Annotated in this window: 14 protein-coding genes and 2 rRNA genes; 9 read left to right on the top strand and 7 right to left on the bottom strand. The window is 43.1% G+C overall.

What is annotated here, in order from left to right:
• Positions 1–25: 25 nt before the first annotated feature.
• Positions 26–403, bottom strand: a complete 378-nt coding sequence (locus HMPREF1535_RS24210; RefSeq protein ID WP_010800524.1) for an RNA-binding regulator — start codon at positions 401–403, stop codon at positions 26–28.
• Between the two features lie 381 nt (positions 404–784).
• Here HMPREF1535_RS24210 and HMPREF1535_RS24205 point away from each other — a divergent pair, with 381 nt between their 5' ends.
• The gene (locus HMPREF1535_RS24205; protein ID WP_007654296.1) at positions 785–1,000 is read left to right on the top strand and encodes a winged helix-turn-helix domain-containing protein; all 216 of its coding nucleotides are present in this window, start codon (positions 785–787) and stop codon (positions 998–1,000) included.
• A 58-nt stretch (positions 1,001–1,058) separates the two neighbouring features.
• Here HMPREF1535_RS24205 and HMPREF1535_RS24200 read toward each other — a convergent pair whose 3' ends face one another.
• From HMPREF1535_RS24200 to HMPREF1535_RS24190, 3 genes are all read right to left on the bottom strand, one after another.
• Positions 1,059–2,258 carry an alkaline phosphatase family protein gene (locus HMPREF1535_RS24200; RefSeq protein ID WP_046147900.1) on the bottom strand — a complete coding sequence of 400 codons (1,200 nt, stop codon included), beginning with the start codon at positions 2,256–2,258 and terminating at the stop codon, positions 1,059–1,061.
• An 82-nt stretch (positions 2,259–2,340) separates the two neighbouring features.
• Complete coding sequence (locus tag HMPREF1535_RS24195) at positions 2,341–5,526, bottom strand: TonB-dependent receptor (RefSeq protein WP_046147899.1); 3,186 nt, start codon at positions 5,524–5,526, stop codon at positions 2,341–2,343.
• A 112-nt stretch (positions 5,527–5,638) separates the two neighbouring features.
• Complete coding sequence (locus HMPREF1535_RS24190) at positions 5,639–7,642, bottom strand: tetratricopeptide repeat protein (RefSeq protein ID WP_046147898.1); 2,004 nt, start codon at positions 7,640–7,642, stop codon at positions 5,639–5,641.
• 134 nt (positions 7,643–7,776) lie between these two features.
• Here HMPREF1535_RS24190 and HMPREF1535_RS24185 point away from each other — a divergent pair, with 134 nt between their 5' ends.
• Together HMPREF1535_RS24185 and HMPREF1535_RS24180 are read left to right on the top strand one after the other, a co-directional pair.
• Positions 7,777–8,727 carry an SPFH domain-containing protein gene (locus tag HMPREF1535_RS24185; protein WP_046147897.1) on the top strand — a complete coding sequence of 317 codons (951 nt, stop codon included), beginning with the start codon at positions 7,777–7,779 and terminating at the stop codon, positions 8,725–8,727.
• A gap of 28 nt (positions 8,728–8,755) precedes the next feature.
• Complete coding sequence (locus HMPREF1535_RS24180; protein ID WP_007654302.1) at positions 8,756–8,947, top strand: type II toxin-antitoxin system antitoxin; 192 nt, start codon at positions 8,756–8,758, stop codon at positions 8,945–8,947.
• Between the two features lie 43 nt (positions 8,948–8,990).
• On the opposite strand, the gene HMPREF1535_RS24175 is transcribed toward HMPREF1535_RS24180, so the two are convergent.
• Positions 8,991–10,013, bottom strand: coding sequence for an HU domain-containing protein (locus HMPREF1535_RS24175; RefSeq protein WP_046147896.1), 1,023 nt, complete (start codon positions 10,011–10,013; stop codon positions 8,991–8,993).
• A gap of 82 nt (positions 10,014–10,095) precedes the next feature.
• Here HMPREF1535_RS24175 and cbiB point away from each other — a divergent pair, with 82 nt between their 5' ends.
• The 6 genes from cbiB to cobC are packed head-to-tail and all read left to right on the top strand — an operon-like array spanning position 10,096 to position 14,561.
• The gene (gene cbiB, locus HMPREF1535_RS24170; RefSeq protein WP_046147895.1) at positions 10,096–11,046 is read left to right on the top strand and encodes an adenosylcobinamide-phosphate synthase CbiB; all 951 of its coding nucleotides are present in this window, start codon (positions 10,096–10,098) and stop codon (positions 11,044–11,046) included.
• A 16-nt stretch (positions 11,047–11,062) separates the two neighbouring features.
• Positions 11,063–11,656, top strand: coding sequence for a S4 domain-containing protein (locus HMPREF1535_RS24165; protein WP_007654307.1), 594 nt, complete (start codon positions 11,063–11,065; stop codon positions 11,654–11,656).
• 4 nt (positions 11,657–11,660) lie between these two features.
• Entirely contained in the window at positions 11,661–12,179 is a 519-nt protein-coding gene (locus tag HMPREF1535_RS24160) for a bifunctional adenosylcobinamide kinase/adenosylcobinamide-phosphate guanylyltransferase (protein WP_010800527.1), read from the top strand.
• A gap of 15 nt (positions 12,180–12,194) precedes the next feature.
• Positions 12,195–13,232 (top strand): nicotinate-nucleotide--dimethylbenzimidazole phosphoribosyltransferase, encoded by a 1,038-nt coding sequence (cobT, locus tag HMPREF1535_RS24155; protein WP_046147894.1) that lies wholly within the window; start codon positions 12,195–12,197, stop codon positions 13,230–13,232.
• A 32-nt stretch (positions 13,233–13,264) separates the two neighbouring features.
• Entirely contained in the window at positions 13,265–14,017 is a 753-nt protein-coding gene (locus HMPREF1535_RS24150; protein WP_007654313.1) for an adenosylcobinamide-GDP ribazoletransferase, read from the top strand.
• A 10-nt stretch (positions 14,018–14,027) separates the two neighbouring features.
• Complete coding sequence (gene cobC, locus HMPREF1535_RS24145; protein ID WP_046147893.1) at positions 14,028–14,561, top strand: alpha-ribazole phosphatase; 534 nt, start codon at positions 14,028–14,030, stop codon at positions 14,559–14,561.
• A gap of 98 nt (positions 14,562–14,659) precedes the next feature.
• Here cobC and rrf read toward each other — a convergent pair.
• Together rrf and HMPREF1535_RS24135 are read right to left on the bottom strand one after the other, a co-directional pair.
• A 5S ribosomal RNA gene (gene rrf, locus HMPREF1535_RS24140) occupies positions 14,660–14,770 on the bottom strand.
• Positions 14,771–14,872: 102 nt separating this feature from the next.
• A 23S ribosomal RNA gene (locus HMPREF1535_RS24135) occupies positions 14,873–17,410 on the bottom strand; the annotation flags it as partial.

Here is a 17,410-nt window from a genome sequence, read left to right as displayed (position 1 = left end):
GCTTTTCCATTTGCTATAATGCGAATTAATATCTTCTTCCGCCGCCGTTACCGTAGCCACCGCCACCGCGATTGCCACCACCGTAACCACCGCCACGATTACCACCGCCGTAACCACCACGATTACCGCCGAAACCACCGCCACGGTTTCCACCACGGTCTTCTCTCGGACGAGCCTCTGTTACGTTGATTACTTTTTCATCATAAGTAGCCTGGTTTAATTCTTCGATAGCCTTCTTGGCTAAATCGTCATCCTTCAATTCTACAAAACCAAAGCCTCTTGAACGGCCTGTTTCTCTGTCTGTGATAACTCTAGCTGAGAGGATTTCCCCATAGTCAGCAAACAACTCGTTTAAGTCAGCGTCTGTGACGTTATAACTTAAATTTGAAATGTAAAGATTCATTTATAAAAACTTATTTAGTTAATTGTTTATTGAGGGATGAATAGAATAATAGTTGAATGAATATACTTTACAAATCTAAGTTGCGAGCAAAACTTCAAATACAAGTTTAAATCAATCTCAATAGGCTACAAATGTAAGGTTTAATTCGACACCACCATACTTTATGACAATCTTTTTCAAACATTTTTTCTCAAAAAACGCTTATAAACAAACAATGATTTATTTTAAGTTCGTGAATCTCCATCCGCCTGTTTTACAAAAAAAATCTTTTGACGGAATCTCCTTTTTATAAAACACACTAAAAAAAACGTCGGAATATATCATTTCCGCTTTAATTTCTGTTTTAACTCAACATACCATAAACATAAAAGAGAATTTGTCATGACGAAAGGAACAATTGGATTAAATGCAGGTACCATCAGGAATCTGTTACTGGATGGTGGATGTTGGAGTTTGGAGGAGTTGAAAAAGGCAACCTCCTTATGTGAAGCTGATTTATGGTCTGCAATCGGATGGCTAGCCCGCGAAAACATGATTCAGATCACTAGTGCCAAAAGTCAGATAGCTTTTTGTCCGGGGATGAATTTCAATTATTAAATGAAAGATACCCTTTGATATTAAAAAAGCGACCTTCAACAGATCGCTTTTTTTATTTTTACCGGAATAAAGTATTTACAACCACACTATCACCGTCATTCGGAGCGGGTTCCAGATCCAATAACCGGGATATAATCAGATAAAGATTTACATTTGCCATGACAGGTAATTCGACATTCTCTTTAAATGAAGGGCCTGCCGCATAAAATATAGCTTCCATCTCCGGTGAAAAATTATCATAACCATGAGTTGCACCCGGATAAGGATAGGATTTATCACGGAAATGCAGGTAAGTTCCGATATTGGGAAGCACAACCAAATCACCTATACGGGGATTATTCCCATAAACATATTCAGCAGGAATTTCCTCTTTCTTCCAAACCGTCACATTCGGAACCTTTTTCAGGATATTGTATGCGGTCTCGGTATAACCATTCTTCGGATAAAGCAAAGTCGGGACACCGTCAAAAATATAATCAAAACTGTCACGTGGCAAATAGTCGTTCAGATTGACATATTTCTCAGGCGTATAAGTAGCCATTCCGTGATCGGACAGAACTATAAAATCTATTTTATCGAAAATATCCAGCTTGCGGGCCTCGTTAAAGAAATGGTTCAATACACGGTCCAGCTCCTCTACTTTCTCTAAAGTTGCCGAAGAGTCAGGCGTACAGATATGACCGATCGCATCCGGCTCTTCGATATACCACATAACCAGATGAGGACGTATATCCTCCGGTAGCTGCAACCAGGCTACTACAGAATCGGCGCGGTCCGAATAAGGGACCTTTTTATCAAAAGGTTTCCAGATGGAAGGCTGGCGGCCCTGGATCGGATACTCACTGCCCACCCAGAAGAAAGAGGCCGCATGCACTCCCTGTTTCTCTGCCGTATTCCAGATCGGTTCCCCTCTATAAAAGCCGGGAGTGGGGTCCGCCATACGGTAAATATTATCCAGGTCGGAGGCATAAAAGAAATTATTAACCAGGCCGTGATGATCCGGGTGCAAACCGGTTGCCATACTGTAATGGTTCGGAAATGTTACGCTGGGAAAAGAAGGACGGAAAGCGGCACGAATCCCGACTTTCGCCAAAGAATCCAATGTCGGGGTATAAGCACGATCGGGATAATCGGAACGGAATCCATCCATGGAAAGAACGACCACATAACGGTCATGGCGTTTCGATGACGAACAGCCGGAAAAAAGTATACCGGCCAGAACGATACATCCTATAAATAAACTTACATATCTTTTCATATACAATCACCTCAAAAAGAAAGAGGTCCACAAAGATAGTGAACCTCTCCCGATTATTTTATTCAAATTGTTAAATACACGGCTAGAAAATATATTTCAATCCAACCTGGGCATGCCAGCGGGAAGTGATATTTGTATTAGTATACATTTCTCCCGGATCATAGAACTGGTAAGTTGCCCCATTTGTCCCAATCTTAGTTGTAAGAGGAGTCAAATCATAACCTGAATTAGTTTGATAATACATACCCCACTTTTTATTCAATAAATTGCCAACATTGATAATATCAAAATTAAGCTGGATTGTATTTCTTTGTCCTGCGATATCAACAAAAAAGTCCTGAGCAAAATGGAAATCAAAATGATGCTCAAATGGCAAAGTCATTTGATTACGTTTAATATGTGTTCCTTTGGATTTGCGAAGTTCACCATTTCCTTCAATCCATTTTATTAAAGCATCCTTTTGTTCTGCAGCAGTAACAGTATTATTGTTAGAATGAATATCAGTAAATACCATCTTCTCTAGTTCTGCATCTGTAGGCACATACATCAAATCATTACGATATCCATCTTTATTCAGATCCGTATAATCCAAAAGGGAATATCTGCCACCTGTCTGCCCATTATAAAACAAGCTGACTGTTGTTGCAAAATGTTTTGCATATTCCTTACGGTAAGATACAGAACCGATCACACGGTTACGGACATCAAACATCGACCATGTCAATTCTGGATTCATATCACCGTAATATGTTGCATTATATTTCCAACCGGAATAGGCTTGTGAAGAATTTCCGTCATTCAATGATTTTGCTTGCCCATATGTATAAGCGATCATTGCATTCAAACCGAAGTCAAATGATTTTTCCAGTTTTGTCGTAATATTAAAAGTATAACCTTTGCTTGTGTTTTTCAACAGCATGACCTGAGTGAAATGATTGTCCTGCTTTTCATAAACAGGACGGTCATCTCCTCCGTTGTTCAAAGTCTCGCCTTTCCACTGATAATTAATATTTTCGTATAAAATATTATTCAGAGTCTTGGAGTAAAGTCCCTCCAATGTTCCTCTGATACCAAATGGAAGCATTTGTTCCACAGCTAAATTTGCACGGAAAACAGAAGGGAAACGGAAGTTTTTAGCCATTACATCGACTTCCGATGTAGGCACTTTTGCATTAGGATCTTTATATTGCTTGTTCGGATCAATATTAAACTTAAAATCTGAAGGATAGTTGCCCAAACTAGAAGAATAAGCGGTGCGAACCATCTCAACTCCTGCATTTCCAAAACTATTTGAAATCCAAACAAATGGAACACGGCCTGTAAATATACCAGCCCCACCACGCAATAAAGTTGTCCGGTCTTCATTTAAGCTCCAACGGAAACCAACACGGGGAGACCACAGTACTTTGGTTGTAGGCATTTGGTCTGTTGCCAACCCCATACTCGTCGCTACAGTCGAGCTATTAAACACCTCATTCGCTCTAGGCTTATCAAATAATAAAGGAATATCCAGACGTAACCCGTAAGTCATACTAAAACGATTCGTAACTTTCCATTCATCCTGAGCATAAAAACCAAGCTGGGCAGCGCCAAACACTGGTGCCCAACGATCTGTTCCTGTTATTTTTTCATTAGAGTAGGAGTATTCATATGAATTCGGTAATACCTCATTTGCTGTTCCTACAGTCAAAAAATCATCTAACGAATTATAAACATAAGAACCATAAATATTAGTGATATACAGATTTTTCATATGGAAGAACTCATTATGGGTTCCCAATGTTATCGTATGATTTCCTTTATTCCATATCAGGTTGTCCTCCAGTGTAAAAATATCCTGGTCCAAAGCATTGGCGGCTGAATTTCGTTCTGTACCTAATTCCAAGCTTGATTTCTTGGTAGGATCACCATTATTTATCAAATTATTAATCGTTATATTTGGAAGAGGTTGTCCGATTGGATCACGATAATCCCTAACATAAGTCCAACCAAACCTGAACTCATTCGACCAGGAAGGGGTAAACTGTGTATTCAATTCGGATACCAGCGAATGCGTTTTGTTATTCATAAAATAACCGTTATCATTCAGTTTTGCAGAAGAGACAGAATTTGAAAATACCATTTTTCGCCCGTCCAGAAAGCTATAACGAACAGTAAATTTATTCTGTTCATTGATGTTCCAATCCAAACGGGTAAGAATTTTATTAGAGTACGTATCAATATCCTGTGGTCCATATCCACCTGCATTATAACCTCCCGTCAACTGGGATATTTTATTAACGATTTGGTCTACTTCTTTCACATCCAGATTAGACTCAGTCGAACCGATATTATTAGAAGACGGGTATGTTTCCTTTACCCGTTCATAGTTTGCAAAGAAGAACAATTTATCCTTTACAATCGGCCCACCTAACGTAAAACCATACGTTGCGCTGCTCTGATCACCTAACTTCTTACGTTCTTTTGCATCCTTTCCCGGAGTCTTCCCATAAAAATTCTCATTATTATAATACCAATAAGCAGAACCATGGAATGTATTCGTACCGGATTTTGTAATTGCATTTATACCTCCCCCGGTAAAACCTCCCTGACGGACATCATACGGCGCTATTACTACTTGAATTTCTTCAATCGCTTCAAGAGAAATCGGGTTGGCACCAGCTTGTCCGCCATTCGTTCCACTAGACGAAAGACCAAACACATCATTGTTTGTAATACCATCAATTTGGAATGAATTATATTTGTTACTCGAACCTGCAAAAGACATGCCACTAGCGGTATTCACTCCTAATGGATTCATCTTTGTCACATCAAAAATACTACGGCTGACAGAAGGAGTCGCCTGAATTTGCGATTGATTGAAGTTTTGTGCCGCCCCGGTCTTCTGAGAATTAAACAAGGCTGCCTTCGATGCCGTGACAACCACTTCATCCAACGATAATGATTCTGTCAACTTTACATCCAACAAATAAGTTTCACCTAATTGAAGCGTAATATTTTTATATACCGCTTTCTGAAAGCCGACATAAGACACCTCGACCGTATAAGGACCGCCGGTACGCATCCCCTGCAGACTGTAACGTCCATCCGCATTAGTAACAGTTCCATACGTAGTACCGGAAGGCTCATGAACAGCCTGTACTGTTGCGCCGATCAGAAGTTCTCCTTCCGCCGTCACTTTTCCACTGATCCCGGAAGTAGTAACCTGGCCATTCAACGTGAATGTCAGACAAAAAAGAAAAAGAACAAACACAGATAAGTTCTTCATACTAGATAATATTAAAATTAAAACAATCGAAACACTTTTTATACAACGCCACAAAGATATATAATCTATGTTACCAACGCATTACGAATATGCTTGATTTTTATGGACTTTCTTAAATATTTCGATTTTTCCGCAAACTATCGGCTATATCCTGATGTTGTTGAGCGAGTTCCTCTTCACCGACAAAACGATAAGCTTCAGCCAGATACTCGTGTGCTGATGCGTGTTTGGGCTTAATGGAAACGGCTTTTTGGAGATCAGCGATCGCCTCCTCATAATATTTCATGCGTAGATAACATTTTCCACGATTATAACGGGCCTTAAATGAAAGGGGACTCAGTTTGACAGCTTCATTCAATGCCACTTGGGCATCGTATGTTTCGCCAATATCCAGTAGCGTGACACCTTTGCGCACCCATGCATCTACATATTCAGGATACAGTTTCAACGCTTTATCGAATGAGCGGAGAGCAGCATTCGGATCATTAGCTTTGGTTACACATTCATTTCCCATCAAATAATATTCATGGGCATATTCTTTCAGGATTTCACGTTGCGCGTAAAGTTCTTCTTTTAGTTTTTTGATTTCCTGGCGTTGCGTATTCATACGCTGAAGTTTGGAACGGAGCAGGCGCTGCACCAGCGGTTTGTCCATTTCGTTTCGTTTCCCTATTGCAAGAGCAAAAGACTCCACGGCATCCTTCATATTCCCACGGTTAAAATCATGGGCAGCACGGGCATATAAAAGTTCCGCCTCACTTTCCCGAAGGCTCTTTTCAATCAGTTCCTTACTATTGAAGATCTGGCTGAACTGAACAATTTCTTTACGTACAAAAATATCGTGAGGAGTCACTTTACTCTTCAGAACCAGTCCTTCGAGGGATGTGCAACGGCTTAGTGCCACGTATGTCTGACCGCCGGCAAAGACACCTCCGGTCAAATCCACGACAACCCGGTTAAACGTAAGTCCCTGGCTTTTATGCACGGTAATTGCCCAGGCAAGACGGATCGGCAATTGTTCGAAAGTACCGACAATCTCCTCCTCTATCCGTTTTTCCTTTTCGTTATACTTATATTTATAATTACGCCACGAAGTAGGTTCCACCAGATGTTCGATCCCGTTTTCCAACAGGACATATACATTCCCGTTCTCATCGATACCCGAAATCATACCGATAGTTCCGTTCACCCACCGACGTTCATAATCATTATCAATAAAAATCACCTGTGCCTGTTCCTTGATTGCCAGATTCAATTGTGTTGGCAAAGATGATTCGGGAAAATCACCATCTATACGCCCTGCGGAAATAAACTCTTCACCAGGCAATTCCGACAACTTCTTTTCATTGATGAAGTCTACCTGATCGCGCCGGGTAGCAAGTGTAATGTACATATCTTCGTTATTCGGCTCAAATTCAGGAAAATAACGGGTATTCAAAATTTCCAGCTCCTGTCTTCTTGCCGCATTGCTCCGTATTCGGTCCAATATATTAATAAATACGGGATCGGTCTGGCGATAAACTTTCTGCAACTCAATAGGCACCAGGTTGATCGACTTGAAAACCCTGGCTGAAAAAAAGAACGGACTGGCATAGAAAAGACTGAGTATCTCTTTCTGGTCAGACGGCACAACCGGCTCCAACTGAAACACGTCTCCGACAAACAATAACTGTTTTCCTCCAAACGGCAAACGCATATTTCCTGAAAAAACACGTAAAATACGATCTACACAGTCGATAATATCCGCCCGCACCATCGAAATTTCATCAATAATGATCAGCTCGACCTCCGATATTATTTTCCGGTGCTCTTTCCGGTATTTGAAAAATTCAAAGATCCGCCCGTCTTTCAGGCTTAAATCTGGATCATCCGGTAACATCGGACGGAACGGCAGTTTGAAGAAAGAATGCAAAGTCACCCCTTCAGCATTAATAGCCGCGATACCAGTCGGAGCCAATACGACATATTTCTTTTTGGTATGCGAACAAATATATTTGAGAAAAGTGGATTTGCCCGTCCCCGCTTTCCCTGTCAGGAAAACAGACTGGCGGGTATGGGTAATCAGTTGCAGGGCATCCTGAAATTCCTTGTTGTCCGTATCTAGTTGAAATTCCAATCGTGTAAATTTTGAGTAGACAAAGCTAAATAATATTTTAAATATCCCCTTATAAAAAGAGTATATTTTATTTGGTCATGTGCAGGAAATTGTTTTCATTTGTGATATCAAAATAATATCAAATACAAATTATTATGAAAGCAGAAGAACACAATTTTAAAGGACTAATAATCAATGGATTCATTGGTCTATTTATCAATCTCATTCTAATACCATTATTCATTGTATTAGTTCTCTATTTTTATGGAGAGACAAACTATATCTGTGCTCCACTGACAATAGTGTTGTTCATAGCATTCATCCTAATGCTTCCCGGATATATTTCCCAGGAGCCGAACGAAACCCGGGTCATGGTATTTTTTGGAAAATACGAAGGCACATTCACGCAAACAGGGTTTTATTGGGTAAATCCATTCATGAACAAAAAGAAACTTTCTTTGCGTGCCCGCAATCTGGATGTTGAGCCAATCAAAGTAAACGACAAAATCGGCAATCCGATCCTGATAGGACTTGTGCTGGTTTGGAAACTGAAAGATACTTACAAAGCGATGTTTGAAATCGATGCACAAACGATGGCTAATAATAAAAAGAATAGTCAGGCAGGTGTAACAGTAGCCGAACGGATGAATGCTTTCGAAGATTTTGTCCGTGTACAAAGCGATGCCGCTCTCCGGCAAGTAGCCGGGCAATATGCTTACGACAACAACGAACAGGAAACCAACAAGCTGACCCTTCGAAGCGGAGGTGAAGAAATAAACGAACAGCTGGAACATCAACTGAATGAACGTTTGGCGATGGCTGGCATGGAGATAGTGGAAGCTCGTATTAATTATTTGGCTTATGCCCCGGAAATTGCTGCTGTCATGCTACGGCGCCAACAAGCTGATGCCATTATCTCTGCCCGCGAAAAGATCGTTGAAGGAGCCGTCTCGATGGTAAAAATGGCATTAGACAAATTATCGGAAGAAGAAATCGTCGAACTCGATGACGAAAAAAGGGCGGCAATGGTAAGCAACTTATTAGTCGTACTATGCGCAGACGAGCCGGCCCAGCCGATTATCAACACAGGTACATTATACCAATGATTCTAAATTTTTAATATTAATATAAGTGATGGCCAAAAAAGAGAATGCAACCAAAAATTTTGTTCTGCGGATCGATGCGGAGATGATGGATGCTATCGAAACCTGGGCTGCGGATGAATTCCGCAGCACCAATGGCCAGATACAGTACATTCTGGATCAGGCACTACGAAAGGCAGGCCGGTTAAAAAAGAAAAAACAATCCAAGCAGGAAGATGAATAAAAGGAATTCGTATAAAATGAAATCAATACAAGAAGGGAGTTAATTATCGGCTGATAAACAACCAGGCATCTTTATATTTTTCATTCGTACGCAAAGTAGCCATATAGCTTTCAGCCTGCTCACGATTATCAAATCTATCGGCATAGATACGGTACTTACCATCACGAACAACTTTACTCACATGCTTGCAATCTTTACGATCTACCCCGGCAATATATTTATCAGCTTGTTCTTCCGTAGGGAAACTGGCTATCACGATATGATACATTTTCTGATTCGGCTTGCTGACCGCCGGTTGGGGAGCGACCTCCTGTTTTTTCACTTTCGGGGCTGGCGCAATAACTACCGCATCGTTTTTCACCTCCGGCGTCTTAGTTTCAGGAGCCACAGTTTCTACTGATGCGCTCACTTCTTCCGTTTTCATTTCTGGCGCATTTCTGGCAACCATTTCCGTCGGAACAAAACTGGCAGTATAAGCAGCCTGGTTCACATCTTCCACCGGAGTTGAAACCAATAAGAATAAAGTGACAGCAGCAGCCGAAGCAGCTACTACGCGGAGAAACTTCCGGCTAACCGGTATATATAATGTATCTTTTTTCTTCTTTCCGGTAAGCAATGCTACCTCTTCACGCGCAGCCAAAACAGGTTTAAGCTGTGGAAAATTAAAAGCCGCCAATCCATATGAACAGACACTGAATGCATCCGATTCTCCCGGATGGAAAATCATCTGGCCTTCCTGTCCCAGACTGAAAGAACCTAACAGACCAAAGGATAATCTCTTTTCTTCCTGCAAAGCTGCTTTCATATCGTCGACATCTTCCTCCAGCATCAATTGCGCCTTCCGGTAATTAACACCATACATTTGCATGTATGACTCTGAAAGTAACCCGTCGTTATGTTGCAGTGTGATATTAAAAACGATTTCTTTGCGTTGCGGACTGAACAAATGTTCCTCTCCGTTGCATACGGCAGAAACTGTTTGCAGTACAAAACCTCCAAATTTCGGTACAATCACACAGTCATGTACCAGTAATAATCGTTCTATATGTGTTATTATCCTAAGCATAAGACAAAGGTAGATATTTATTAGTGAATTTACAAAACAAAAAACGGTACAATTTTCTACCTTTGTCTCTCAAACAAATAATATGTACTGGTTAACTCAATCGATATATTCATTCAAGGTAATCCCCTTTCTGGGCGGATGGCTGGCAGACCGCCTGTTAGGTGATCCGGAAGGCTGGCCTCACCCCATCGTCTGGTTCGGCAAACTCATTTCTTTCGGAGAGAAAAAACTGAATCAGGGTGAGAACCGTTTCTATAAAGGAGGTCTGTTGACACTAATCCTTGTAGCAGGCATTTACTTTATAACCCGGCTAATCCTTTTCTGGGGAGCATTTATAAATACTTATTTATACGCAATTCTTGTCGGAGTAGGTGTATTCTATTGCCTTGCCGGAAAAACATTGATTACGGAAGTAAAAGCCGTTTTTGAAGCAGTAGACCGTAGTGTGGAAGAAGGACGGACACAAGTCGGACGCATCGTCGGACGTGACACCTCCGATCTATCCCCACAGGAAATCAGGGCCGCCGCCCTTGAAACTTTGGCGGAAAACCTGAGTGACGGAGTGATCGCCCCGATGTTCTGGTTTGGCTTTTTAGGATTGCCCGGAATGATGGCTTATAAAATGATTAATACACTCGACTCGATGATCGGCTATAAAAACGAGCGATACAAAGAATTCGGAGAAGCTGCCGCCCGGTTGGACGACGTTGCCAACTACATACCTGCCCGGCTGACAGCTTGCCTGATGTTACTGGTTTCCGGAAACTGGCACAAAAGAGATTTTCTGACACGTTTCGGCAGGGCACATCTCAGTCCCAATTCAGGTTATCCGGAAGCAGCATTGGCAGCCATCCTCGATTGTCGTTTCGGGGGTACACACGATTACTTCGGTCAAGCAGTGGAAAAGCCTTATATCGGAGTCAACGACAGGCCTTTTACAACAGAAGATATGTTAATAGCAACTAAAATAAACAGCAATACAGAACTAGCCATGGGATTGCTTGTTTGTCTTCTATCAATATTATTACAATAAAGAAAATTATACAGACATGGAAATAAGACTAAACAAATTGCTCAGTGACGCAGGACTTTGCTCGCGCCGGGAAGCAGACAAGTTCATCGAAATGGGGCGGGTTACCGTCAACGGAAAACAGCCGGAAGTCGGCCAGAAAGTTAGCAAAGCTGATATCGTCATGCTTGATGATATTAAAGTTAATTTCAGCCAGGCTCAGGAGCATGCACGCACCGGTTCCGGTAAAACTCAAAATCTGATCTTCGGCGACCCTGTTGCCAAAGTGGAGAAAAAAGAAAAGAAAGTGGAAGACAGTGCGCCTGTTGAAAAAAAGAAACCTTCCGGTTCCGGCAGTAAGCTGAGACCTGGTAAATATGTCAAATACAACAAATATGCTGCTGCCAGAAAAGCGGCTAAAAGTGGAGAAAAACCGAAAGACAAACTGACTCCGGAAGAAAAGGCACTCAAAGATGCCATGCGTCCGAAGTTCGGTAAATCTTTGGGAAAAGCAGCCGTTGCGCAACGCCTTGCCGCTTCTCCCAAATCTGCCAGTTTACGAAAAACGAGTAAAAACAATCCGATAAACAAAGGAAAACGAGTTGCTACCCGCAACAAGCCTAAAGGAGAATAATACGATGCCGCACAAACATATCGTACTTATTACAGGAGGTCAACGTTCCGGCAAAAGCGGATATGCACAAAAGTTAGCCTTATCATTGAGCACTAACCCGGTTTACCTGGCGACTTCGCGTGTATGGGATGAAGAATTCCGTCAACGGGTTCTCCGTCACCAGGCAGACCGTGGTCCGGAATGGACAAATATAGAAGAAGAAAAATACCTGAGCCATCATAATCTGAATGGCCGGGTAGTCGTTATAGATTGTGTCACGTTATGGGGCACAAACTTTTTTTTCGACAATGACAGTAATGTCGAAAAATCATTGACAGAACTGAAAGAAGAATTCAACCGACTGACCCAACAGGAGGCTTATTTTATATTCGTGACCAATGAAATTGGGCTAGGCGGAGTCTCGCCAGATCCGGTTCAACGCAAATTCACGGACCTGCAAGGGTGGCTGAACCAACATATAGCCTCCCGAGCCGACGAAGTCGTACTGATGGTAAGCGGAATACCCATGAAAATAAAAGGATAACAAAATAACAATACAATGATTACTTTTAATATTGAAAAACCAGATGCTGCTATCGCAGAAACATTACAGGAAAAAATAAACAATCTGACAAAACCTAAAGGTTCATTAGGTAGATTAGAAGAATTAGCTCTTCAGATCGGTTTGATCCAGCAGACACTTACCCCTTCCCTACATCATCCGGTCAATGTCATTTATGCCTCCGACCACGGTATTGCAGATGAAGGAGTAAGTAAATCACCCAAAGAAGTAACCCGCCAGGTAATTCACAATTTCCTGAACGGCGGAGCCGGTGTTTGTTTTCTTGCCCGCCAGCATGGCATCGAACTGAAGATTGTTGATGGTGGCGTAGATTTCGACTTTCCTTCCATTCCACAACTAATCGACCGGAAAATCAGGAAAGGGACCCGTAATTTCCTCCATGAAGCAGCAATGACACAGGAAGAAATGGAATTGGCACTACAATACGGAGCTGAAATTGTGAGTGATTGCCATAAGGAAGGATGCAACGTCATCAGCTTTGGCGAAATGGGAATAGGTAACACGGCAGCTTCCAGCATGTGGATGACCTGCCTGACAGGTATTCCATTGATAGAATGTGTCGGTGCCGGAAGCGGGTTGGACAGTCTTGGCGTACAACATAAATATAATGTGTTGAAAGCATCGCTCGAAAACTATAAAGGAGATAATAGCCCATTAGATGTGATCCGTTATTTCGGAGGATACGAAATGGTCATGGCTGTCGGTGGAATGCTCCGGGCAGCAGAACTCAAAATGATCATACTTGTCGACGGGTTTATCATGACCAACTGTGTTCTGGCAGCTTCCCGGTTATATCCTGAAATGTTACCTTATTGCATATTCGGTCATTGCGGAGACGAAGCCGGACACCGGAAAGTACTGGATGTATTGCAGGTAAACCCGATTCTAAACCTGGGACTGCGTTTGGGAGAAGGTTCCGGTTCCGTGTGTGCTTATCCGATCGTAGACTCGGCCGTACGCATGATCAACGAGATGCATACTTTCCAACAGGCGGCCGTGACAAAATATTTTTAACCGGATGGTATCCATTCCTAACATTTAAATATATGTTGCGTATACTGGCTGCATTCATATTCTTTACGCGTCTGCCTTTTTGGAAACTGGCTGAAGTACCTGCCGAATATTTCAAAAATATAGTGAGCCGATGGGCTTTAGTCGGTTGGTTTACTGCCGGGCTGATGGTGATTGTACTATATGCAGGCTCACTTGTTCTGCCTTCCGGAGTTGCTTTAGCCCTGGCTATGATCACCCGTTTATTAATCACAGGCTGTCTCCACGAAGACGGCCTGGCTGATTTTTTTGACGGATTCGGAGGAGGCACAAACCGGGAACGGATATTGGCTATTATGAAAGACTCGCATATAGGAAGTTATGGAGTCATTGGTTTGATCTGCTATTTTGGCCTGTATTATTTGTTGCTCAGCAATCTCCCGGTCGAACTGGCAGGTTGTGCCATCCTTGCAGGTGATCCTTATAGCAAAGGCATTGCAGGTATGATCATCAATCGCCTCCCATATGCCCGAAAAGAGGAAGAAGCAAAAAGTAAAACTGTTTATAGTCGGATGACAACCGGAGAATACCTGTTCAGTCTTATTTGTCTGTTACTGCCTCTGTGCTGGTTGCCTGAACCCGTATATTTTCTGGCAGGTCTCCTACCCGTTGCTACCTGGTACCTATTGACTACTTTTATGAAAAAGAAAATACAAGGATATACCGGTGACTGCTGCGGAGCTACATTTCTACTATGCGAATTAAGCTTTTATCTGGGTATAGCTGTTATATATACAACAACACTTTAGTTATTTACATATGAATATCTATTTAATCAGACATACGTCTGTCGACGTTCCCGCAGGTTATGCTTACGGACAAACCGACGTACTACTGCGCCCATCTTTTGAGGAAGAAGCCGAAAAAGTAAAAGAATCATTATCCGGACTTACTTTTGACAAAGTCTGGTGTAGTCCGTTAACCCGCTGTGTAAGGTTAGCCTCCTATTGTGGTTATCCGGATGCCATTCGGGAAGATCGCGTAAAAGAATTGAATTTTGGGGAATGGGAAATGAAATCCTGGGAAGACTTATCCTCCGACCCACGTTCCGAAGCCTGGTTTGCAGACTGGATCAATATCAGAACACCAAACGGAGAATCGTTAAAAGACCAATACGACCGCGTCAGTTCATTTCTTGATGAGATCAGAAAAAGCGGAATGCAAGATGTCTGTATATTTGCCCATGGAGGTGTTTTAACTTGTGCGCGTGTTTATGCCGGAGAATATGGAATAGAGGAAGCCTTTAAAAACGTGCCATCCTACGGAGAAATAATAAAGCTGAGTTTCGACTGAGCTTTATTATCTTATTTGACATTTATTATTTCTATTTGAACCGTCATTTACATAAAACAAAAAGGAGTCCACTCTATCGAATGAACTCCTTTTATCTAAAACGGCGGCTATCTACTCTCCCACTTTTACGCAGTACCATCGACGTGGTTGGGCTTAACTTCTCTGTTCGGAATGGGAAGAGGTGGATCCCCAACGCTATAACCACCTTAATACCTTTTAAGATGTTTGACCTGGACAACGCTACTTTATCAGTAACTTTCGCTATGTCAGTATCTCTACTAACCCTGCTGATATATCAATCCTTCCTCTCGGAAATAGAAAGTCTCGGGCTATTAGTACTACTCGGCTTCGACATTACTGCCCTTACACCTGTAGCCTATCAACGTCGTAGTCTACAACGACCCTCAGGGAGATCTTATCTTGAGGCTGGCTTCGTACTTAGATGCTTTCAGCACTTATCCAATCCAGACTTAGATACCCGGCGGTGCACCTGGCGGTACAACCGGTAAACCAGAGGTCTGTCCAACACGGTCCTCTCGTACTAGTGTCAGAGCCACTCAAATCTCCTACGCCCACGATAGATAGAGACCGAACTGTCTCACGACGTTCTGAACCCAGCTCGCGTGCCACTTTAATGGGCGAACAGCCCAACCCTTGGGACCTTCTCCAGCCCCAGGATGTGACGAGCCGACATCGAGGTGCCAAACCGCTCCGTCGATATGAGCTCTTGGGAGCGATCAGCCTGTTATCCCCGGAGTACCTTTTATCCTTTGAGCGATGGCCCTTCCATGCGGAACCACCGGATCACTATGCTCTAGTTTCCTACCTGATCGAGTTGTCTCTCTCCCAGTCAAGCACCCTTATGCCATTACACTCTACGACCGGTTACCAATCGGTCTGAGGGTACCTTTAGAAGCCTCCGTTACTCTTTTGGAGGCGACCACCCCAGTCAAACTACCCACCATACAGTGTCCTCGTTTCCACGAGTTAGAACTCAAACAACCAAAGGGCCGTATTTCAACGGCGACTCCACCGACACTGGCGTGCCTGCTTCGCAGTCTCCGGCCTATCCTACACATTAGTTGCCCAAATTCAATGTAAAGCTATAGTAAAGGTTCACGGGGTCTTTTCGTCCCATCGCGGGTAATCGGCATCTTCACCGATACTACAATTTCACCGAGCTCACGGTTGAGACAGTGTCCAGATCATTACACCATTCGTGCAGGTCGGAACTTACCCGACAAGGAATTTCGCTACCTTAGGACCGTTATAGTTACGGCCGCCGTTTACTGGGGCTTCAATTCAAACCTTCTCTTGCGATGAGCTCTCCTCTTAACCTTCCAGCACCGGGCAGGTGTCAGGCTGTATACTTCATATTTCTATTTCGCACAGCCATGTGTTTTTGTTAAACAGTTGCCTGGACCTATTCTCTGCGCCCCGCCATCGCTGACAGGGACCCTTTATCCCGAAGTTACAGGGTCAATTTGCCTAGTTCCTTAACCGTGAATCACTCGAGCGCCTCAGTATTCTCAACCCAACTACGTGTGTCCGTTTACGGTACGGGTACTCTATAGATATGCTTAGCGGATTTTCTAGGGAGCCTGTTTACATCCATATTGCCTTGTACAAGTACTCGGCATACTATCAGGTTCGACTCTCACGGCGGATTTGCCTACCGCGATCAACGTCTACACCCTTTAACCAACTATTCCGTCAGTTGGCAGGACTGTCACTTCTCCGTCTCCACATCGCTCTATAAAGTAGTATGGGAATATTAAACCATTCTTCCATCGGAATCGCCGTTCGGCTTATCCTTAGGTCCCGACTTACCCTGATCCGATTAACGTTGATCAGGAAACCTTAGTCTTTCGGCGAGGAAGTTTCTCACTTCCTTTATCGTTACTTATACCTACATTTGCTTTTCCAGCTACTCCAGCAAGGGTTATCCCTCACCTTCAACGCCACTGGAATGCTCCCCTACCATCCATTACTCTGGATCCATAGCTTCGGTAAACAGTTTATGCCCGAGTATTATCCACGCCAAACTCCTCGACTAGTGAGCTGTTACGCACTCTTTAAATGAATGGCTGCTTCCAAGCCAACATCCTAGCTGTCTCTGCAGTCTGACTTCGTTAGTTCAACTTAACTGTTATTTGGGGACCTTAGCTGATGGTCTGGATTCTTCTCCTCTCGGACGCGGACCTTAGCACCCGCGCCCTCACTCCTTATCAATATATAGCACGCATTCGGAGTTTATCTGGACTTGATAGGCGGTGAAGCCCTCGCATCCAATCAGTCGCTCTACCTCATGCTATACTAAATAAAGGCTGCACCTAAATGCATTTCGGGGAGTACGAGCTATCTCCAAGTTTGATTAGCCTTTCACCCCTACCCACAGTTCATCCGAAAGCTTTTCAACGCTTACCGGTTCGGTCCTCCAGTTAGTGTTACCTAACCTTCAACCTGACCATGGGTAGATCACTTGGTTTCGCGTCTACTCCCTCCGACTATACCGCCCTGTTCAGACTCGCTTTCGCTTCGGCTCCGTATCTGAAATACTTAACCTTGCCGGAGAAAGTAACTCGTAGGTTCATTATGCAAAAGGCACGCCGTCACAACTTACGTTGCTCCGACCGCTTGTAGGCAGACGGGTTCAGGGTCTATTTCACTCCTCTGTTCGAGGTTCTTTTCACCTTTCCCTCACGGTACTGGTTCGCTATCGGTCTCTCGGGAGTATTTAGCCTTACGGGATGGGCCCCGCTAATTCACACAGAATTTCTCGTGCTCCGCGCTACTCAGGATACCACTAGGCTTCGTTAGAAAGTCGTGTACGGGATTTTCACCCTCTA

Source organism: Parabacteroides goldsteinii DSM 19448 = WAL 12034, assembly GCF_000969835.1.
Lineage (GTDB): Bacteria > Bacteroidota > Bacteroidia > Bacteroidales > Tannerellaceae > Parabacteroides > Parabacteroides goldsteinii.
Note: the sequence above shows the minus strand (reverse complement) of the source record. Positions and strands in the feature narration are given on the sequence as shown.